The sequence below is a fragment of the Arthrobacter sp. Soil_C_60 genome, assembly GCF_057656375.1.
The window spans coordinates 283,867-302,423 of record NZ_JBDGKM010000004.1 but is presented as its reverse complement, the minus strand read 5'-3'; the positions used below and the strand labels follow the sequence as shown (position 1 = coordinate 302,423).

Sequence of the window (18,557 nt, the reverse complement as noted above, 5' to 3'; positions counted from 1 at the left end):
ATGTAATAAGGTCCAGTGCGACCTTATCGACGCTTGTGCGCCCCTTAAGGGGAGATGAGGTTGCTGATTTCGCGCAGTGCGCCGGCCAGCTGGTGTGCATCGAGCAGCGGAAAGTGCGCCCCCATGCTGCCCAGGAGCTCGCGCACTCGCTCCTCGGAGGTTTCGCGCACCTCCCTGAGCAGGGTTTCCCCATGCTCGGTGATGACAGCATAGACGCCGCGCCCGTCGTCAGGGCAGGTGTCGCGGTATGTCAGGTTCTTTGCTTCCAGGCGGCTCACCAGGCGTGTGGCGGAGCTCTGATTCAGGCCTATCCGCTGGGCGAGTTCATTGACACGCAGCTCCTTGTCGGAGGCCTGGCTGAGATGGGCAAGCGCGCGGTAGTCCGTGAGACCAATCCCGCGGGTGTCCGTTAGCCATTTGCCGAGACTCGCATCCATTGCCGAGGCGAACACGGCGACCTGGGACCAGGCGGCGCTGATGTCCCCGACCGGTGACGGGTCCTTCTGGTCAGGTAACTGCATGTGCATGCAACTAACCTATAGTTCTTTCGGCGAGTCAGGCAAATTCCTCCGCTGGAACTACTCATGTGTCTCAATGGGTCGAATGCCAAGCAGACCGAGACCGGACTATGCTCTGCCGACACAAGGGCCTGCGCGCTGCCCATAAGGCATGCCCCAAACGGGTGCATCCCAGTGACACAAAGCCCCGGTGTGAGGACTTGCAGATTCATAACAATCCAAGGCACTTGATAGGTTGACCAAAACACCGCCAAGTCCGAAAGATATCCGATGCCGCGCCCTCCATCTATCGCCCTGCAACCATTTCAAGAGGCAGACGCGGTATTTTTCGCTGGTATGGCATCTGATGAACGGGTGACCCGCTTTGTTGGCGACGGACGGCCGTGGGACCACCAGACTATCGAGGACCGTATCCGCGCAGCCCTCCGGGAAGACCCGCTCGACAGTGTTGGAGCCTCTCGCTGGTACCTGGCCACGGAGACAGACAGTCCTGTCGGCATCGTGGTCTCCTCCCGCAAGGATGAGGGCGTCGAGATCGGATACTGGGTGTCACCGGAGCACTGGGGCCGCGGCATCGCCGGGGCCATGGTCGATAGTGCACTGACCACCATTCCTGAGGTCTATGAAACCCGGGAACTCTTCGCCCGAGTGGACCCCGCCAACACCGTCTCTGCCAAGCTGCTCACCCGCCGCGGATTCCAACTTGAGACCAACAAAGACGGGCTTGACCACTACACCCTGGTGTAGCTGCCCATCCCCACAGAGCTGGCTCTGCCCCTGCGGGCCGGCTTTGTGCAACACCCCTGCCACAGGACAACGGGCCGTGGCTGTCACACTTTCCGGACTGTACAAAAACCGGGGCCGAAAGGAACAAACCATGCAGAGCCAGCCAGTAACATCCGGAGACATGAGAGATCCAGGGAGCAATTTCATGAAAGTCCCCCTGGTGCAGATTGACGCGTTTGCCGATGCCCTGTTCGAGGGCAATCCCGCCGCTGTCATGTCTTTGCCCCAGTGGTTGCCGGCCGAGGTGCTCCAGCAGGCGGCAACGGAGAACAATCTCTCCGAGACGGCATTCCTGGTGAAGAATCTGCCCGCCGGGATCCAGGCCCCGGATCCTGCCCACCCGGCATACCATTTGCGTTGGTTCACTCCTGCCGTTGAAGTAGATCTGTGCGGGCACGCGACCATGGCCGCGGCCTCCTACCTGTTCGACGACGCGCATCCTGATGCCGAGAAGCTGCAGTTATACACCCGCAGCGGATGGCTCTCGGTGACCCGCTCGGCCGACGGCCAGTACTCCATGGATTTCCCCTCCGAAATTCCCGTACCCGTGGCTATCGACCCCGACATCGCCAAAGCAATCGGCGTCCCAGTGACCGAGGCCCTGCAAGCCACCGACCTGATCTACATGGTCGAAGACGCCCAGTCCGTCATCGACCTTTCACCGGATCTCGCGGTCTTGGCCTCACTGCCCGTTCGCGGGACGATTGTCACTGCTCCCGGCACCGGGACCGACTACCATTTCGTCTCCCGGTGGTTCGGTGCCGAAGCCGGTGTGTCCGAGGACCCCGTCACCGGTTCCGCCCACTGCCAGCTCGCTCCACTATGGGCCGAACGACTCGGCAAGGAAGAACTGCTGGCTCGGCAGGTATCAGTACGCGGGGGAACCGTTCGCATCAACTTCACCGGTGAGCGCACCCTGCTGACAGGTCGATGCGTCCGCTTCATGGAAGGCACCGCGATCCTTCCCAGCTAAGGCCCACCGTGCGGCACGGCCATATGTCTCAGCCTCGCCCGTACGACGGCTCTTAACGCTGTCGAAGCATTGCTGCCGCAACCGGGACCGGGTCCGTCAGGAGCCGTGCAAGAAGCTTCTCCAGGAAGGATCTTTTGACCTGTCTCAGTCGCCGGTACCACTACGCGACAGCGATACCCGAGAACGCGACTGAGTAGCCAAATCCGCGCCGAGATGAAGGCGAGGATGTGTCCGACGGCCTCACGGTTGCGGATCCCGAGGTTATCCAAGGCGGGTGCGATTAGTATCCCGGTATGGCCGCTTCTCCTTTACCGCCCCGCACACCTAAAGGTAAATGGGAGAAGGCGTTCGACTGGTCGTACTGGTGGTTTCTGTTGGCCGGGCCTGTCATCCCCAACCTCATCCCGGGACTCACATTCTGGCAGCGCATAGTGGTGGGAATAGCAGTCATGGCCGCAGTGACAGTCTTCCTCTTCAGCCGCAGGCAGCGCGACAGGAAAGCCCGGCTTGCCAGGGATGCCCACGAGCTCGGCCTCATCGAATGCTGCCTCCGCTACCCGCGGGCGGCACCAGGCTCCCTGCGGGGGCGCTGGATGCTCGGAATGGCGCAACTGGAGAAGCGAAAAATTATCTTCCACCCTGTACTCGAAGAAGACGGCGTGCAAACAGGGTCTGCGCACAACCTGTCAGTGCACGAGTTCCTCGGCAGCAGAAATCATCCCCGTCGCGATCGGCCGGCGTTGCGAAAAAACGACCCCATCATCGCTCTGGCAACCGACAAGGGCGAAGTAGAGCTCGCAGCATCCAGAGAGAGCCTCAAGATCCTCACCGACAGGGCGCTTTGGCCAGATGTGGAATGAAGGCTGACGGCCACTCTGAACTGACCTTCGCATGCACAGCACCGAGTTCCGCAATTCGCGTATACCCCGCCCGCAATAAAACCCGGTGAAGGTGGGAGGATGTCAGTCGTCGACGCCACACTGGGGTGAATCCGGCCGGTCAGCCAGATCTTTCGAGTCTATGGGCTGAAGGTTTGAGACCACTGCCCTCACGGATAAAAGCTAGAAACCGGCACCGGTAGGCGAATCGAACTGCTGATACATGCAAGCAACTCCCTGGAACAGGTGTTGCTTCGACCAACAGAATCCGGGGGCCGTATATGGGACACTGCTTCATATGTCGAACTACTGGACGGCTACGCCAGAGTCTCCACCGACGAACCAGATCTCACCGCACAACGGGACGCGCATCAGATTGCTGACGAGCTTGCCGGCCGTGGAATAAGACTCAGCATCGGCGGCTCGGTCCATGATCCAACGGACCCGATGGGCAAGCTGTTATTCAATGTCCTGGCGATGGTCGCAGAGTTCGAAGGCGACCTCATTCGGGCCCGTAGCCGCGAAGGTATGAAGGTCGCCAAGGCAAAGGGCCGATTGCGCGGAAAGCAGCCTAAACTCTCACCCAGCCAGGAGGCGCACCTGGTCAAACTGCACGCCGCAGGCGAGCACACCATGTACGAGCTCGCAGAGCTGTTCTCCGTTGGCCGTTCCACCGTCTATCGCGCCGTGGAACGGGCGCGTCAGAAAACGGCCACCGCAATCGAACCCTGACCACTGCCGCAGCCACCGCCACCAGTTCGAAAACCGCCAAACCAAGCTGCAGTTCAACCGCCAAACGAAGTTAACAGTCACAGCAACTACATGGCATTCTTCGTGGCGGGGGAGCGGTGATCGAGTGTCGCGGTGGAGGACCGACTTACGGGCGGCCTTCTGAGGCTCCCGGGAGGGATCGGCTTCCTCAGACCGGGATACCGTGAAGGCGACGTCCTCCCGTGGTTAGCTTTACCCCTACCCCGCGAAAGAAGCCTGATGAAAACGGACACTGAAGTACTGGCAGCCGACATGATGCGATTTGCGTCCCTGCTAAGACACATGAATCTGTCCGTCGTGGCGCTCAAATACGAATCGCTTGCCAGAGCGCTTCAGAGCGAACCATCGGAAGAGTCTGTGGAGCAGGTTCGACTGTGGCTCCGCTCGTCAATGAAGGGCGGCAGCGGAAGCCTCAGTGACCGGTACGTGCAGAAGGACGGCGCAGTGGATGAAGTCCTCAACGCCGAGTACGAAGAACTTCTCCAGAAGTTCACGGATTTCGTCAATGCTGAGCCGGAATCGAAAGAGAGCGCGGCTGCTGCCAGGTTCGCCAATGGAGGCACTTACTTCCGTCTGATAGAAACTCCCGTCCGCAATAGATGGTTCTCCCTCAAAGGAACCTTCACTTACGAAGTAGCGACCGCGCCGGGAGCCACACGGCTGGTGACGTTGGATCAACTCGGTCAAGCTGTCGGCTATGGGCCGCAGGACTCCCGGAAGGACTGGCAGGAGTGCCAGATGGTTGCAGACCGCCTTTTCAGGGAGGGACGTAGGGACGATTGGGTTCACTACTCCAGCTCCTATGTCGTTCCGGACGAGACACTCCGAAAGGATTGGTAGCGATATGTTCGCAAAAGGAAGCGTCTAACTGAGGCAGATGACAATGAGGAGGCACAAAGGACTGTTCGTCCGTAGAGTCACCATTCATAGCCGTCCAAATAGCGCTTCCAGACAGACGAAGGGACTGGCCCGGCTCTTGATTCCCACCTAAGCCGCCACATGAAGGGAGGTGTCCCAGCAAAGGATCGACTCACGGACGGCGAAACTGCCTTTGATCACGCTGCCTGACGTGACAAGCTGACAGGGTGATTGACGCGGCATGGGACCAGAAGATCGATGACTTTTACGAGCAAGAGTTTGACGAAGCCGATCCGCATGGCTCCATAGCGAGGGTGCGTGCCCTTGTTTCGGAGCGGCCGGACGGCGACGCGGAAGCTCTCTTCGAATTAGGTGGCGTTCACGACGCTCTCGGGCTCGAGGATGAAGCAATCCCGCTCTACCGACAAGCCATTGAGGCAGGCCTCAGCGGCGAACGTGCTGTACGCGTGTTCATCCAGCTCTCAAGCACTCTGCGCAACGTCGGCGCATATGCCGAGGCAGTATCAATCCTCGAATCGATGCCAGCGGCGGGCGATGACGAAGCAGCACGCCAAGCTTTCCTGGCGCTGGCGCTGTACGACGAGGGGCGCTACGGGGACTCTCTGCGAACCGCGCTCCTAGCCCTCATCCCCACGCTTGAGGGCTATAAAAGAGCCCTTACAGAGTACACAGCGGAGCTTCCAAGCACAGTTCCAGAACCATGCCCAAATGGGGAGAGCAGCGGTCGCGTGAGCCTGACCTAGACATCATTTTCATCTTTCAATGTCGTCCATAAGTTCCTCGCTCAGAACCGTCATAAGTCCGCAGCGAACGGCTATTGTTTGTGGATGGCTCGCATTGCTCGGCGGTGGCAGGACAATTCCTTGGCAATTGCTGCGCTATTTCTGGCCAGTCTCATCGCAATACTCAACTCGTTGTTTGGCTTTGAACTGCCGTGGGGCTGGTTTCTTCTCGCTTTTCAGATCGGGCTACTGATAATCGGCATCTTCTACCTTGGGCGCTACATCCTTCGCCAGCGCGATGATTATTGGATGGAGCGAGGGAAAGATCCTAAACACCCAGAGCGCTAGGTGTTGACCGGGCCATAAAAGTAGTGCCCGTTTAGGATTCGCACCGCTGCTATCAGCCTTGAACCGTCACTCTTGCAGTCGGTAGGCCGTATCTCTTTAGTTTCGCGGCACGGACCGAGGTTAGTCGTCCCCCGCCCGGCGGTTCCATCCCCTGAGGTGAACCAGCAAAGCAAAGACAAGGAACACGACACTGATGGGAACCAATACGAGGACCCATGTGATTCCTTGACGTGAGGCTTGGGCTAGGGCGACAGCTGCTGCAATTCCTGCTATCCCCACTATTAAGCAGACCGTGATGACGCGTTGCCATATTCGCCTTTGTGATTGCTTAGGCACGATTGGCAGACCTTTCGGTTGGAGACAAAGCCAGTAAGCAACCAGAGCAGTAAAGGCAAGAGCGAATAGCCGGTCAGAAGCTTGACAGCACCTTAGATGCTAATGGTGGCTCAAACCGCTTAATGAAACCCTAGAGCCGAGAAAGTGTGTTCATTGGACGATCGTCCAACGGACCCTGTTCCTCGGCCACCCCGGACAAGGACCGACCACGAGCTTATGCCGTCTGGCTAAAGTTCCCCGTGCTAATAGGGCCTAGTCATCCTTTGTATGCACGCGGCAGTCCTCGGATTCGTGCTGAAGTGCTCAGGGCAGGCCTCGAACTTCTTGCTATCTCCGCCCCGTTTTGTGCCGGGAAGCGGGAGTGGAGTGCGGCAAGGCCGCAGTTGTAGGTGTCAGAGATGAAGGCCGAGGTGGTACGGATGCCGGCAATGTCACGAATGTAATCGTCAGGTCCGGGGCGGTGCAGCTTCCTTCTTATCCTTGGGGGCCGGGCAGCGGCGGGAACTTCCCGGCGTCCGGACCGGTTGTAAAGGTAGGTTCCGGTGACTCCGCCGGTGAGCCCGAGAAGCAAGGAGCGCAACGTGGGAATGTTCGACAAGCTGGTCCAAAAGGGCAAGAAAATGGCCGTTGATTATGCAAAGGAACAACTGTCCGGGCGTAGCAGCCAGCAGGGCAGAGACGATGGAAACCGCAGTACTGCCGGCTACGGCCAGGACAACGGGTACCCCCGGCACGGGTCTTCCACCGGCGGCCCGCAGCCCGGCCAGCACCACGGCCCTCAGCCAGGCGCGGGCATGCAGCTGCAGGGCAGCGGTCAGGGCACGAAAGCGGACCGGGACGCGATCGCCAAGTACAAGTACATGCTGCGCACGGCACCGCCGGAAGACATGGAAAGGGCACATGCCGAGGCTTTCGCCCGGCTGAGCCCGCAGCAGCGGGTGATGATGCAAGACGAGCTGAACACCCAGCTGCCCGCGTCCGAGCGTCCCCGTTCGGACGCGCCGGAAGAGTTGGCCAGATCAGCGACACGGGCCGAAGTGTCGAGGCCTGGATTCATGGAGAAGACCCTTGGTTCCGGAACCAAGGGCGGCCCCGGGCGCGGCGCAGGCGCAGGACTGGCCGCGGGAGCGGCAGGGGGTCTGGGCCTCGGGCTGCTGGCAGGTGTCGCCGGCGGGTTCGCCGCCTCTGCCATCGCCGGTCCCTTGCTGGACGGTTTCTCCGGACTTGAAGAGGGCATCGCCGGTGCCGCGGAAGGGCTCGGCGATGGTGTCACCGGCGCGACCGAAGGACTGAGCGACGGTGTCACTACCGCCGGAGAAGGTCTCACCGATCAAGCCGGCGGGCTCTTCGACGGTCTGCTCGGCGGCGGTGAAGGCCCATCCGACTGGCAACTCTGAAACCCGCGCCAGGCTGAACAGCCGATATCCGGCGGTCGCCGTTTTAGACTCTTTTAGAGTTTTTAGATCTGTTTAGACCCGCGGGCAGCATTCCGGGGCGATAGAGCATTCCGCTTCGCGATCCCAGCAGGGGCTGTTCATTTCGGGCAGCGCTGCTGTTCGTGGGTGGGTGGAGAAACCACAAAGACCAATAAGGCCCTCCCTCACTGCTGCTGACGCTATTCACCGGCACTGGCGTGTCGTAGCGGCCCTAGGCTGGATGAGGTTGTCCCAGCGTATGCCAGCACGCTCTTTCCAAGGCACGGGACGACGCGGGATGGGAGCAACCTGTCAGTTCGGCGGCACCCCGCAATGACTTGGTCAGGTCATAAGCAGCAAGTATTTTGCACGGTTTCTAACGCATCTTCATTAAGGGCCTCTTCCTGTTCGCGGAATCGATTCGACACGATATCCAACCGGGAAGAGGCCCCCGCCGTCTCACGACGCGGCGTGAAGTGAACAATGCAAGCAAACCAACGGCCACGACTGGGCAGTTTCGTGGCCATACGCGGGCAGCCCCAGTGGCCGTCAGCGGGTAATTCCGTGGCCACCTATGGGCAGTTTTTCATGGCCGCCTACAGATCGGCGGCCATCACACAAGTACTATCCTCCAGAGACATCGAACATGTCATTCTTCCGCTTCTAGTTCGCATAATTTGTTGCAGTGCTCCCTAAATGGCACCAGGCGCAATGATTGCAATACCGGGCTTTGCTGGGATAACAGCATGGCGGAAAGTTGCTTCTCAGCCCTGAAAAACGAGCGCGTCCACCGCACGAGGAACCGAGTGACGCCACTATATGGCGTCACTCGGCTGCATTGGAGGCGGTTTTTCTAGTTCCCCTGGGTCACTTCGGTCGCCGCCGCAAGGGGTGTAGGTGGCACCTGAGATGTGGCACTCTCCTGAAGGAATTCTGTGATTTTCTTGGCTATGGCCTTCGATTGGGTCCACTGCAGGTTGTGCGGGCCCTCGACTTCGACGTTTTCGTGGTGACTGACGTTCTTGAGCTGGTTCTCGTGCGCCTCGAGCCAGTTGGGAATGGTGGCGATGCTGTCGCTGGCGAGCAAGTTCAGAACAGGGAGGTCGTTGGGGTAGGTGACACCGTGAAGTGCTGCGGCATTGCTGCCCACCCGGGCGGATTCGTCGGCGACCGCCGCATTGCCGTAGTTCCAGATTGTCATTTGGCGCACGCGTTCTAATTCTGCCCGGGTGAAGTCGTCGCTTGACGGGTCCACCAAGTTGGGCGCGATGGAGACTACGGCTCGGATCAGGCCAATAGTGGAGAGTATTCGCTCGACGTTGATGCCCCCGCCAGGGGAGGATTCCGTATCCGCAATGGCGGCGGGCACTGAGGGATCGATGCCCACTACCGCGGATACTTCGCTCGGGTACCGGTTCGCGTAGTCGAGTGTGTAGAAGCCGGCGATCGAGTGTCCTGCCAGAACGTATGGCTTCTCGAGGTCGAGTGAGGACAGGGCCTCGTGGATCTCGGTGCTGATGTTCTTTACGGTCCGTTCGGGTGCGCTCATATCGCTGTAGCCGTATCCGAAGCCCTCGACGACGATGACGTCGTAAGCATCGAGTTCCCTGATCAAAGGGGCGAAGTCCAGCGCCGGAGCGATCGTGCCCAGGCCGCTGAGCAGGACCAGGGGCTGTGCACCCTCGGTGCCAGCCCGAACGACGTTAACCTCGCCGCCGGCGACTTCCACGAGGTCACCGTACCGAGCAGTACTCGACTTCTCCTGCTGTTCCAGAATCGCGTTGGCCGTTGTGGATGCAAGTGTCATTCCCAGTGCGGTGAGAGCGATGACGCCGGTGGTTTTGAGTGAGCGCCGGAATGGCCGGCGGCGTTTTTCGGGTGCTCCTTGGGTTGCGTGGCCCGCGGTGTTCGGGAGCTGACGACTGACCTGTGACATGGGGACGTTCCAGACGTGGGATGTTCGAATGAAGTGAGAGCCCGTTCAAAGGCGGGCCATTCGTCCGGATGACATCGCCCCCGAAGAGTGAAGGGAAGTCCTACAGACGTGCTGTGTTTTCGCTAAGTTGCACTTCGTGTTTGTGTGAACCGAGAGTGGGCGGGTTTGCCAACACCATCAAAGTATACCCCCGGGGGGTATGTGTCAATGGTGCTGGCGGAATTGACGGATCGGTTATGTGACCCTCGTAGCAGCCGCCACAGCTAGTGGCTTCTCGAAAGCAAAAGCATCATCGGTCGGGGTGCAGATGCCGTACTGTTCCGGTGTTTGATAAGCAGATCAAGATGCGGAACCTCCACTGGACGGGGCGTTCAAATGTTCGCCACGCTGAGCCCGAGCACGAGGACTACCTGAGAGCCGCGATCGCGCACCGATGAGTTTCCCTCGCCGCTCCCGGTCTCTACACTGGAGACCGACTGACGGAAGGCTGGCACCGTGCGGAAACTGATTTACGGCATGAACCTGACTCTGGACGGCTACATCGCTGCGGCCGGCGACGACATCGGCTGGAGCGGGCCAAGTGATGAACTGTTCCAGTGGTGGCTCGACCAGGAGCGGGCGATCGGCCTGTTGCTGTATGGACGCAAGCTGTGGGAGACAATGAGCTCCTACTGGCCGACCGGCGACCAGCAGCCCAATGCCACCCCGGCGCAGATCGAGTTCGCGCGGAACTGGCGGGACACGCCGAAGGTAGTGTTCTCCTCGACGATGGAGAAGGTCGACTGGAACACCCGCCTGGTCACCGGCGACGCGGTCGCAGAGATCACCCGGCTCAAGGCCGACGACGGCGAGCCGATGAGGGTTGGTGGCGCAACGCTCGCCGGGGCGGCCATGCGAGCCGGGCTGATCGACGAGTACACGATCGTGACCCATCCGGTCCTGGTGGGCGGCGGCACGCCGTTCTTCACCGCGCTGGATAGCTGGGTGAACCTGAACTTGGTGGAGACACGGACGTTTCCCGGCGGAGTGGTCCTGACCAGCTACGAGACGAGGCGCTGAGCGCGCCGGCTCCAGCCGGGACTCGTGGACCACCAGATCCCGCAATTACACTTAAGCTTGTTCGCGTCACGTCTTAGGAGGTTCCGCGACCGCCAGGAGGATTCATGTCTCGTGTCACCAGCGACGTGCAAGCATTTGAAGCCCACGCAACTGACGCTGATCTTGATGATCTGCGCAGACGATTGGCTGGGGCGCGGCTGCCGGAGGCCGAGACGGTCTATCGCGCCGCGCCCGACCCTCGTCGATGGGAGCAGGGCGTTCCTCTCGCCGATCTGGTCGATGTCGTGAACTACTGGCGCACCGGGTACAACTGGCGGTGGTTCGAAGAGCGGCTTAACCGCATCGGCCAGTTCCGCACGACCATTGATGATCTGGGAATCCACTTCCTGCACCGCCGATCCGCGCGCGCAGATGCTACTCCTTTGATCCTGACGCACGGCTGGCCAGGCAGCATTGCTGAGTTTATCGATGTCGTGGACGAGCTGGCAGATCCGAAAGATCCAGGTGCGCCGGCGTTCCACGTCGTCGTTCCGTCAATGCCGGGCTTTGGGTACAGCGACAAGCCGACCACCACCGGGTGGGGGACCGGAAAGATCGCCGCCGCGTGGGTGGAACTGATGGGACGGCTCGGCTACGGCAAGTTCGCCGCCCACGGTGGCGACTGGGGAGGTGTGATCACCACGGTTCTCGGCGGCAGGTACCAAGAGCATGTCCTCGGCATTCATACAACGTTGGCTCAGGCCCCGCCGGGATTGGCCACGGACGGGCTGACGGCGGCCGAGCGCAGGTGGACCGAGGAAACCCGCGATTTCTGGGACCACCGTGCGGCGTACGCGAAGCAGCAGGCGACCCGACCGCAGACCATCGGCTACTCGCTCGTTGATTCACCGGTCGGGCTCCTTGCCTGGATTCTTGACAAGTTCGCTGAGTGGACGGATACCGAAGACAGCCCGTTCGAATCGATTTCCATTGACAGGATTCTTGACGACGTCACGCTGTATTGGCTGACGCGGACCGGCGCGTCGGCGGCCCGCATCTACTACGAAAGTCACGGCGGTATCAACGCGCTGGACCCCGAGCTTCGGGTCGACGTACCCGCAGCAATCAGCATGTATCCCCGCGACATCGAGAAGTGTCCGCGCGCCTGGGCACAGGAGCGGTACCGACAGATCGTCCGATGGAAGACGCCCGAAATCGGGGGACACTTCCCGTCGCTGGAGATTCCCGAGTATTTCGTCAAGGATCTCCAAGAGGGTCTCGCGGCGGTGCTGGCCGCTAAACGGTGAACGCGGCTCAGCGCGTGGTGCGGTGCGCCGAGGCGACTGACTCAAACCCTGTCTGAAGGCAGCTGCTGTAGCCGCCACGCGATTATCTCGCGGATGAGCTCGGTCGGGAGCGGGGCATCATGGCGCAGCTGGATAGCGTGCTCGGTGGTTCCATATGCGGCCAGCTCTGTCGAGAAATGCGCGATCGCGTCCGGAGTCGGATAGAACCCGATGTGGCGTTTTGTTCCGGTGAAGAAGAACAACGGCTCGGTGCCGAGTTTGAAGGTCGGCATACGCCAACTGATCGATTCCACCGCTTCATCGGGCACGGCCGACCGGATCAGTTCGTAGACGGTCAGCAGTCGATCCCGTACATCGCCCTCGTACCGGTCGATGTACTCGATGATGGAACTCGCTGTCATGGTGGTCTCCCTCTTCGCCGACGTCATTTGTCAGCCTTTCTTCAGTTCCTCGGCGAGCATCACGAGGATTCCACTGGGGCCGCGGAGGTACGTGAGTTTGTAGACGTCCTCGTAGGTCGCCACACCGCGTAGCGGATGGCATCCGTGCTTTGCCGCTATCTCGAGGGCCTCATCGATGTTGTCAACCGAGAAGGCCACGCGGTGCATACCGATGTCGTTGGGACGGGTCGGATGCGACTCGATTGCTTCAGGATGGATGTATTCGAAGAGCTCGAGTCGACCATTACCGTCCGGGGTTTGTAGCATCGCGATCTTGGCGTGGTTTCCATCAAGACCAACGGCAGTATCGGTCCACTCGCCGCTGACCGTGTCGCGGCCGATGAGTGCAAGACCGAGATCGGTGAAAAAGGCGATTGCTGCTTCGATGTCGCGAACAGCGATACCCACATTCTCAAATTTGATGGCCATGCGTTGAAAGCTACCAAGACGGAGCGATTAGCTCCAGTGGCGGATCCAGCGCTTGAACGGCTCGACCGGTGGGCATTGACGGGACTACCGTTGAGATGGAGGCCCGGATGGACGAGTTCGAGGAGTTACTGTCCACGGCGCGGACGGCGTACGCCCGCGGGGACTGCTACGCCGCCCACCGGGATTTTACGCATGCCCGGGCATTCTCGGAGCTGCCGACCGAGGATCTGAGCCTGCTGGGCAGCTCCGCCTGGTGGGTAGGACAGGTCAGGGAATCGCTGGAGATTTCCGAAGAGGTATACCACCGGTTCAACGACGACGGCGATGACTTGGCTGCTGCTACGAAGGCCTTGAACCTCGCGCTGCTGTGGTTCATCCGAGGCGACCTAGTCATAGCCTCCGGCTGGGTCAACCGGGCCAGAAGAATCCTGTCCCAGCTAACCGAAGGCGTTGAGCACGGCTACCTTGTCTACTTGGATGCGACGGTGGCGTTGGACTTCGGGAACCTCCAACCGGCGCGGGCTGCGGCGGCGACGCTCCAGGAGATGGGACGCCGCCTGCGGGCTCCAGCCCTGACATCGTTCGGTCTGGTACTCGCAGGGCTGGCGGACGTGCACACTGGCAGTACGGCCGAGGGCTTTGCCCAGCTGGATGAAGCCATGTTGCCGGTGCTGGCAGGCCAGCTGCCGCCGGAATGGGCCGGAGATATTTACTGCACCGTGATCCACACCTGCCATGCGCTGGCCGATTTGTCCCGGATGCGGGCCTGGACCCAGGCGACGGAGCAGTGGTGCGAGCAATTCCACGGCGAGGCGATTTACTCCGGCATCTGCCGGATCCACCGGCTTCAGCTGGAGAGCGCGGAAGGCGGATGGGAGGCTGCTGAACAGGCCATCGAACGGACCGGGTCGGAGCTTGTGGGCCGGAACAACTGGGTAGCGGGGGAGGCCTACTACCAGTTGGGCGAGATCCGTCGTCTGCGCGGTGACCTAAGTGGCGCCCGTGGAGCCTACGCGCGGGCACAAGAGCTTGGCTGTGAGCCGCAGCCCGGGGAGTCCCTTCTGCACCACGCTGTCGGGAAGCAGGACGCCGCGTGGGCGGGCCTTTGCGCTGCATTGGCCGGCCGTGATCGGCTGGCCTGCGCCAGGCTGCTGGAATCCGCCGTCGAAATAGCCCTCGCTCTCGGCCTCCTGGATGAAGCGGAGCGGTTGTGCGGGCAGCTGGAAGAAACTGCAGCCGTGTACGCTACAGCAGGTTTCCGCGCCTGGGCCGGGCAGGCCAGGGCTGCCGTCCTGATCGCGCAGTCGCGGCACGAAGAGGCTCTGCCGGTGCTGCAGAGCGCCGCGCGTGAGTACCGCGGACTGCACGCGCGGTACGAAACGGCCAGAGTCTACGAGCTGCTGGGGCGGGCCCACCGCGGGCTGGGACAAACCGGCACAGCTGCCGCGGACACCGCTACCGCACTGGCCATTTACCGGGAACTTGGCGCGCTGCCGGATGTCCAGCGGCTTGATGGCCGGCGCTTGCCCGGCGGGTTAACGGAACGGGAGGCCGATGTGCTTTCTTTCATCGCCGCCGGGGCCAGCAACAAGGATGCGGCGGATGCTTTGTTCATCAGCCAGAAGACGGTCGGCCGCCACCTGGCCAATATCTTCGCCAAGATCGGCGTGTCCACGCGGACGGCTGCCGCGGCATGGGCACACGAACATGGGTTGCCTTCGCGCCGGTAAAGCAACGGCGCGAACCAACAACCCGGTCTGCATGACCTGCACCAGTGCACTCGGGAACAAGATGGGTAATTCGCCCGACGCGCAGCCCTCGTCCGCTTCGTAGCGTTGATAGTGAACTATTCGAACGGACGTCAAAGGAGAATCGGTCATGGAAATCGACCTGATGGTTCTGGCCGGCGGCGTTTCCACCATCATCTTTGCCGGCAGCGTCATGCCCATGATCGTGAAAGCTGTGCAGACCAGGGACCTGGCCTCATACAGTTTGGGGAGCCTCTTGCTGAGCAACATGGGCAACCTGGTCCATTCCGTTTACATCTACAGCCTGCCGGCAGGCCCCATCTGGGCCTTGCACGCCTTCTACCTGGTCACGACCGGATTCATGCTGGCAATGTACCTCCGGCACGAAGCGCTGGGCAGGAAGCGCTCGCAGGGTTCGACGCATGCAACGGCGGGCACAATGCAGGATTCGCCCGAGGCCGGGCTCTCATCCGAATTCCAACAGTCACCTCAATTGGGTAGTACCAGCCCTTAGCAGCAGGAGAAAGAACAATGACTATTGAGCAAGGCACATCACTGCAGGCTTCCGCCAATCAGGAACCTGATGCCGAAGCCGTGCAGGCGTTTGTCGGTCGTTTCGTGGGTATCCTCAACGATGCTGCGATCGCGGTGCTGACCAGCGTTGGCCACCAGACGGGGCTGTTCGAGACCATGGCAGGAATGCCGGCCGCCACCAGCGAGCAGATTGCCGATGCGGCAGGTCTCAACGAGCGCTATGTACGCGAGTGGCTGGGCGGCATGACCACGGCGCGCGTTGTCAGCTACGACCCTGCAGCCAAGACGTACCGGCTGCCGCGCGAGCATGCGGCCGTGCTGACCAGCGCGGCGGGTCCGGACAACATGGCCATCCTGATGCAGGACATCTCGATGATGGGCGAGGTGGAACAGAAGATTATCGAGCGGTTCCGGACCGGCGGAGGCCTGTCGTACGCGGACTACCCGCGGTTTCATCAAAACATGGCAGAGACCAGTGCCGCGGTGAACGATGCGGCTCTGTTGGATGTGATCCTGCCGCTGGTTCCTGGACTGCCAGAAAGGTTGCGGGCGGGTCTTGACCTTGCCGATGTTGGCTGCGGCTCCGGGCACGCGGTCAACCTCATGGCACAGGCTTTCCCAGCCAGCCGCTTCACCGGCTATGACTTTTCGGAGGAAGCCATCCAGAGCGCGCGGAGCGAGGCCAAGGACCTGGGGCTGGCCAATGCGGCCTTTGAGGTGCTGGATGTGGCCAAGTTCGACGTCGAGGCAGGCTTCGACGTCGTGACAGCTTTTGACGCCATCCACGACCAGGCCCATCCCGCCACGGTGCTCCGCAACATCCGCCGTGCCCTGCGTCCGGACGGAGTCTTCCTCATGGTGGATATCAAGGCATCCAGCAAGGTGGAGGAGAACATGGACATGCCCTGGGCCAGCTATCTCTATGCCATTTCGACGTTCCACTGCATGAGCGTATCGCTGGGGCTGGACGGCGACGGGCTGGGGACCGCCTGGGGCCAGCAGCTTGCGCTGTCCATGCTCGGCGAGGCCGGCTTTGGCACCGTTGAAGCCAAAGACGTCGAATCGGATCCGTTCAACACCTACTTCGTCGCCCGGACTTAAAGCCCGGCCAGCAGTCGCTTCACCTGCCGCTTGGGTACGGGGCGGAAGCCTGCGTCCAGATAGCGCTGCCGGACGTGCCGTTCGGCCCGGAAGAGCGCCCAGCCGCGCTTGAGCAGGAAAGGAACGGGTTTGCGGTGCTCCCGCAGGTCGCGCACGAGGCGGCGCACCGCCGTCGTAATCGGGGAAACCTGGATGAAGATGGGCTCCACCGAGACGCCGAGGTCCAACAGCCTGGCCAGAACGGCGTCGGCGAAGATCCCTTCGGCAATCACGGGGCCTTCGGCCAGCCGGAGGGAGCGGTGGCCGGTGTAGCTGGAGGTGGCAATGGAGTACTTGGGCACCTGCGTGCGGCCGGTCTGCAGCAGTTCCAGCATGGCGCGGGCGGCTGCACCGCTATTCCAGGTGTCCGGATGGTCCCAGTCGATCTCCTCGTACGCCGTCTGGGGCAGCGGCGACTGCGGGGTGTGCTCGCTGATCTCCCGGTAGAAGCTGTCCAGCTCCACGTGCGGGCGGCCGAAGCGCGCGGCGAGGTAGGACTTGCCGGAGCCGGAGGCGCCGCCGAGCAGGACGAGCGGGATGTGGGGAGAAGGCACAGGCCCATTATTGCGTGCGTGAGCCGTACAGGTCCGATACCTGCCAAATCCGCGGCACCAGGGGAGTTCTTGGAGCGGCGGAATGATCAGGGGCACCGCTACTGTTGGATAGTGTGTCTGGGGCGCCGGAGAGCGCCGCGCAGCCCGAAGGAAAGCAGGAGTGGACATGGTCAAGGCGACCTGGAACGGAGCCGTCATCGCCGAATCCGGCGAGACGGTCATGGTAGAGGGCAACCATTACTTTCCCCGCGGAAGCGTGAACGAGGAGTTCCTGCTTCCCAGCGACCGGACTACCGAATGCGTCTGGAAAGGCACGGCGCACTACTACAGCCTTGAGGTCGCGGGGGAGCGCAATGCTGACGCCGCCTGGTACTACCCGAATCCAACTCACGACGCCGGAAACATCCGTGGCCACGTGGCCTTCTGGAACGGAGTCACTGTTGGCGACTGAGCTGGCCGGAGAACCTCAATTGGAAGCGGCATTTGCGCCTGTGCCTGATGCCGCCCGGCGGCTGGACTGGACGCGGCAGGAATCTTCCTTCGGTGCGAGGGAGGACCTGCTGTACGGGCTGAGCATACTGGATGCCGCCAAGAAGGGCCGGCTGGGGCCTGCCCTGCGGCTGTACCGTCCTGTGCCGACCGTCGCCTTCGGCCAGCGGGATGCGCACCTGCCCGGGTTCGAAGAAGCCGCCACGCGCTGCCGTGCCTTGGGTTTTGAGCCATTGGTCCGTAAAGCCGGCGGACGCGCTGCCGCCTACCATCAGGGGTGCCTGGTACTGGACCATGTGGAGCCCGAACGCGATGCGATTGTCGGGGCGAAAAGCAGGTTCTCCCAGTTCGGAAAACTCCTGGCCAAGGGACTGCGGGATGCGGGCCTGATCGCGCGGGTCGGAGAGATCCCGGGGGAGTACTGCCCCGGGGAGTTCAGCATCCACGGCGAACATCCGATGGACGCCACGGTCCAGATCAAACTTGTGGGAACTGCGCAGCGGGTTGTTTCCGGAGCCTGGCTGTTTTCCTCCGTCGTCGTTGTTGAAAATTCCGCCCCGCTGCGCGAAGTTCTCACCCAGAGCTACGATGCGCTCGGCTTGGACTGGGATCCGCGTACTGCCGGTGCGGCGGAGGACCTGGTGCCCGGAACGGATGCGGACAAGGTCGAGCAGGCCCTGCTCGGCGCGTTCGGTACCTACGCGCAGACGCGGGAAATACCGTTCGCAGACCTTGCATCCGTGGCCGAGGTCCCCGGGTCCGCCCCGTAATCCACAAACGGCAAATAGCGGGTATTGCCGCAGGGCCGCAGGCGCCAGACTGGTCGCACATGACACTTTCACTGGAGGCAAAATGTGCGACATATGCAACGGGATGACGCAGGACGAGGCGCTGGAAAAGACTGTCCGCACGGTTGCCCGGTACGGCTGGCAGCTTGTCATGGTCTCCGGTACAGCGACGGAGCCGTCATTTGGCTACACGGTCGGCCTGACAGAGCTGCCGCATCCCGAGATTCTGGTCACCGGGCGCTGCCAGGATGACACGGTAGCGCTGATCAACGAACTCGTGCATATGGTGCGCGGCCATGGGCGCGCCCTGATGGCGGGCATGGTCCTGCTGCTGCAGGCCCGCGATGTCTACCTGGCGCCGGTGGAGCGGCCGGAAGGTGTTGTCTTGACTGCCGTCTCGTTGTACGGCCCCCGGGCAGCTGCGCTACAAGCCGTCTGGGCGGACGACGACGGCTGCTTGCCTTGGGAGCAGGAGGTTCCGGACACGCTCACCCAGCCGCTGTACGGTACACCGCCCGGGCTATAACC

21 protein-coding genes are annotated in these 18,557 nt (G+C 61.6%); 16 read left to right on the top strand and 5 right to left on the bottom strand.

Annotated features, from left to right (window positions below; all coding sequences use genetic code 11):
* Window positions 1-44 precede the first annotated feature (44 nt).
* Window positions 45-527, bottom strand: a complete 483-nt coding sequence (locus tag AC3A4M_RS11100) for a MarR family winged helix-turn-helix transcriptional regulator (protein ID WP_498735790.1) — start codon at window positions 525-527, stop codon at window positions 45-47.
* 261 nt (window positions 528-788) lie between these two features.
* Between AC3A4M_RS11100 and AC3A4M_RS11095 the strand changes: the two genes are divergently transcribed.
* The 8 genes from AC3A4M_RS11095 to AC3A4M_RS11060 all read left to right on the top strand — a co-directional run bounded on the left by AC3A4M_RS11095 (window position 789) and on the right by AC3A4M_RS11060 (window position 7,608).
* Window positions 789-1,265, top strand: a complete 477-nt coding sequence (locus AC3A4M_RS11095) for a GNAT family N-acetyltransferase (RefSeq protein WP_498735789.1) — start codon at window positions 789-791, stop codon at window positions 1,263-1,265.
* A gap of 184 nt (window positions 1,266-1,449) precedes the next feature.
* Entirely contained in the window at window positions 1,450-2,277 is an 828-nt protein-coding gene (locus AC3A4M_RS11090; RefSeq protein WP_498735788.1) for a PhzF family phenazine biosynthesis protein, read from the top strand.
* Between the two features lie 293 nt (window positions 2,278-2,570).
* The gene (locus AC3A4M_RS11085; RefSeq protein WP_498735787.1) at window positions 2,571-3,137 is read left to right on the top strand and encodes a hypothetical protein; all 567 of its coding nucleotides are present in this window, start codon (window positions 2,571-2,573) and stop codon (window positions 3,135-3,137) included.
* Window positions 3,138-3,434: 297 nt separating this feature from the next.
* Window positions 3,435-3,887, top strand: coding sequence for a recombinase family protein (locus tag AC3A4M_RS11080; RefSeq protein ID WP_498735969.1), 453 nt, complete (start codon window positions 3,435-3,437; stop codon window positions 3,885-3,887).
* 258 nt (window positions 3,888-4,145) lie between these two features.
* Window positions 4,146-4,766, top strand: a complete 621-nt coding sequence (locus AC3A4M_RS11075) for a hypothetical protein (protein ID WP_498735786.1) — start codon at window positions 4,146-4,148, stop codon at window positions 4,764-4,766.
* A 245-nt stretch (window positions 4,767-5,011) separates the two neighbouring features.
* Window positions 5,012-5,548 carry a tetratricopeptide repeat protein gene (locus AC3A4M_RS11070; RefSeq protein ID WP_498735785.1) on the top strand — a complete coding sequence of 179 codons (537 nt, stop codon included), beginning with the start codon at window positions 5,012-5,014 and terminating at the stop codon, window positions 5,546-5,548.
* Window positions 5,549-5,632: 84 nt separating this feature from the next.
* Window positions 5,633-5,875: a hypothetical protein gene (locus tag AC3A4M_RS11065; protein ID WP_498735784.1), complete on the top strand. Its 243-nt coding sequence runs from the start codon at window positions 5,633-5,635 to the stop codon at window positions 5,873-5,875.
* Window positions 5,876-6,798: 923 nt separating this feature from the next.
* Window positions 6,799-7,608, top strand: a complete 810-nt coding sequence (locus AC3A4M_RS11060; RefSeq protein ID WP_498735968.1) for a hypothetical protein — start codon at window positions 6,799-6,801, stop codon at window positions 7,606-7,608.
* 871 nt (window positions 7,609-8,479) lie between these two features.
* Here the strand turns inward: AC3A4M_RS11060 and AC3A4M_RS11055 are convergent.
* On the bottom strand, window positions 8,480-9,433 hold the full coding sequence (locus AC3A4M_RS11055) for an alpha/beta fold hydrolase (protein ID WP_498735783.1): 954 nt from the start codon (window positions 9,431-9,433) through the stop codon (window positions 8,480-8,482).
* Window positions 9,434-10,057: 624 nt separating this feature from the next.
* Here AC3A4M_RS11055 and AC3A4M_RS11050 point away from each other — a divergent pair.
* Complete coding sequence (locus AC3A4M_RS11050; RefSeq protein ID WP_498735782.1) at window positions 10,058-10,621, top strand: dihydrofolate reductase family protein; 564 nt, start codon at window positions 10,058-10,060, stop codon at window positions 10,619-10,621.
* A 104-nt stretch (window positions 10,622-10,725) separates the two neighbouring features.
* Entirely contained in the window at window positions 10,726-11,907 is a 1,182-nt protein-coding gene (locus tag AC3A4M_RS11045) for an epoxide hydrolase family protein (RefSeq protein WP_498735781.1), read from the top strand.
* Between the two features lie 41 nt (window positions 11,908-11,948).
* Here AC3A4M_RS11045 and AC3A4M_RS11040 read toward each other — a convergent pair whose 3' ends face one another.
* On the bottom strand, window positions 11,949-12,308 hold the full coding sequence (locus tag AC3A4M_RS11040; protein ID WP_498735780.1) for an iron chaperone: 360 nt from the start codon (window positions 12,306-12,308) through the stop codon (window positions 11,949-11,951).
* A 30-nt stretch (window positions 12,309-12,338) separates the two neighbouring features.
* On the bottom strand, window positions 12,339-12,776 hold the full coding sequence (locus tag AC3A4M_RS11035; protein ID WP_498735779.1) for a VOC family protein: 438 nt from the start codon (window positions 12,774-12,776) through the stop codon (window positions 12,339-12,341).
* Between the two features lie 107 nt (window positions 12,777-12,883).
* Between AC3A4M_RS11035 and AC3A4M_RS11030 the strand changes: the two genes are divergently transcribed.
* The 3 genes from AC3A4M_RS11030 to AC3A4M_RS11020 all read left to right on the top strand — a co-directional run bounded on the left by AC3A4M_RS11030 (window position 12,884) and on the right by AC3A4M_RS11020 (window position 16,159).
* Window positions 12,884-14,506: a LuxR C-terminal-related transcriptional regulator gene (locus AC3A4M_RS11030; RefSeq protein ID WP_498735778.1), complete on the top strand. Its 1,623-nt coding sequence runs from the start codon at window positions 12,884-12,886 to the stop codon at window positions 14,504-14,506.
* Window positions 14,507-14,654: 148 nt separating this feature from the next.
* Window positions 14,655-15,038 (top strand): hypothetical protein, encoded by a 384-nt coding sequence (locus tag AC3A4M_RS11025; RefSeq protein WP_498735777.1) that lies wholly within the window; start codon window positions 14,655-14,657, stop codon window positions 15,036-15,038.
* Between the two features lie 17 nt (window positions 15,039-15,055).
* A complete protein-coding gene (locus AC3A4M_RS11020) occupies window positions 15,056-16,159 on the top strand; it encodes a class I SAM-dependent methyltransferase (protein WP_498735776.1) in 1,104 nt (367 codons plus the stop codon).
* Here the strand turns inward: AC3A4M_RS11020 and AC3A4M_RS11015 are convergent.
* Entirely contained in the window at window positions 16,156-16,752 is a 597-nt protein-coding gene (locus tag AC3A4M_RS11015; protein ID WP_498735775.1) for a uridine kinase family protein, read from the bottom strand. The two genes, AC3A4M_RS11020 and AC3A4M_RS11015, sit on opposite strands and share 4 nt — an antisense overlap.
* 166 nt (window positions 16,753-16,918) lie before the next feature.
* On the opposite strand from AC3A4M_RS11015, the gene AC3A4M_RS11010 reads away from it, so the two are divergent.
* The 3 genes from AC3A4M_RS11010 to AC3A4M_RS11000 all read left to right on the top strand — a co-directional run bounded on the left by AC3A4M_RS11010 (window position 16,919) and on the right by AC3A4M_RS11000 (window position 18,555).
* On the top strand, window positions 16,919-17,203 hold the full coding sequence (locus tag AC3A4M_RS11010) for a DUF427 domain-containing protein (RefSeq protein WP_498735774.1): 285 nt from the start codon (window positions 16,919-16,921) through the stop codon (window positions 17,201-17,203).
* 40 nt (window positions 17,204-17,243) lie between these two features.
* Window positions 17,244-18,011, top strand: coding sequence for a lipoate--protein ligase family protein (locus AC3A4M_RS11005; RefSeq protein WP_498735967.1), 768 nt, complete (start codon window positions 17,244-17,246; stop codon window positions 18,009-18,011).
* Between the two features lie 82 nt (window positions 18,012-18,093).
* Window positions 18,094-18,555 (top strand): DUF4262 domain-containing protein, encoded by a 462-nt coding sequence (locus tag AC3A4M_RS11000; RefSeq protein ID WP_498735773.1) that lies wholly within the window; start codon window positions 18,094-18,096, stop codon window positions 18,553-18,555.
* Window positions 18,556-18,557 lie beyond the last annotated feature (2 nt).

What these genes read in the sequence shown, in the direction of transcription:
- AC3A4M_RS11100 (WP_498735790.1), bottom strand. Translation starts at nt 527, where the DNA reads ATGCACATGCAGTTACCTGACCAGAAGGACCCGTCACCGGTCGGGGAC.
- AC3A4M_RS11095 (WP_498735789.1), top strand. Translation starts at nt 789, where the DNA reads ATGCCGCGCCCTCCATCTATCGCCCTGCAACCATTTCAAGAGGCAGAC.
- AC3A4M_RS11090 (WP_498735788.1), top strand. Translation starts at nt 1,450, where the DNA reads ATGAAAGTCCCCCTGGTGCAGATTGACGCGTTTGCCGATGCCCTGTTC.
- AC3A4M_RS11085 (WP_498735787.1), top strand. Translation starts at nt 2,571, where the DNA reads ATGGCCGCTTCTCCTTTACCGCCCCGCACACCTAAAGGTAAATGGGAG.
- AC3A4M_RS11075 (WP_498735786.1), top strand. Translation starts at nt 4,146, where the DNA reads ATGAAAACGGACACTGAAGTACTGGCAGCCGACATGATGCGATTTGCG.
- AC3A4M_RS11065 (WP_498735784.1), top strand. Translation starts at nt 5,633, where the DNA reads ATGGCTCGCATTGCTCGGCGGTGGCAGGACAATTCCTTGGCAATTGCT.
- AC3A4M_RS11060 (WP_498735968.1), top strand. Translation starts at nt 6,799, where the DNA reads ATGTTCGACAAGCTGGTCCAAAAGGGCAAGAAAATGGCCGTTGATTAT.
- AC3A4M_RS11055 (WP_498735783.1), bottom strand. Translation starts at nt 9,433, where the DNA reads ATGACACTTGCATCCACAACGGCCAACGCGATTCTGGAACAGCAGGAG.
- AC3A4M_RS11045 (WP_498735781.1), top strand. Translation starts at nt 10,726, where the DNA reads ATGTCTCGTGTCACCAGCGACGTGCAAGCATTTGAAGCCCACGCAACT.
- AC3A4M_RS11040 (WP_498735780.1), bottom strand. Translation starts at nt 12,308, where the DNA reads ATGACAGCGAGTTCCATCATCGAGTACATCGACCGGTACGAGGGCGAT.
- AC3A4M_RS11035 (WP_498735779.1), bottom strand. Translation starts at nt 12,776, where the DNA reads ATGGCCATCAAATTTGAGAATGTGGGTATCGCTGTTCGCGACATCGAA.
- AC3A4M_RS11030 (WP_498735778.1), top strand. Translation starts at nt 12,884, where the DNA reads ATGGACGAGTTCGAGGAGTTACTGTCCACGGCGCGGACGGCGTACGCC.
- AC3A4M_RS11025 (WP_498735777.1), top strand. Translation starts at nt 14,655, where the DNA reads ATGGAAATCGACCTGATGGTTCTGGCCGGCGGCGTTTCCACCATCATC.
- AC3A4M_RS11020 (WP_498735776.1), top strand. Translation starts at nt 15,056, where the DNA reads ATGACTATTGAGCAAGGCACATCACTGCAGGCTTCCGCCAATCAGGAA.
- AC3A4M_RS11010 (WP_498735774.1), top strand. Translation starts at nt 16,919, where the DNA reads ATGGTCAAGGCGACCTGGAACGGAGCCGTCATCGCCGAATCCGGCGAG.
- AC3A4M_RS11000 (WP_498735773.1), top strand. Translation starts at nt 18,094, where the DNA reads ATGTGCGACATATGCAACGGGATGACGCAGGACGAGGCGCTGGAAAAG.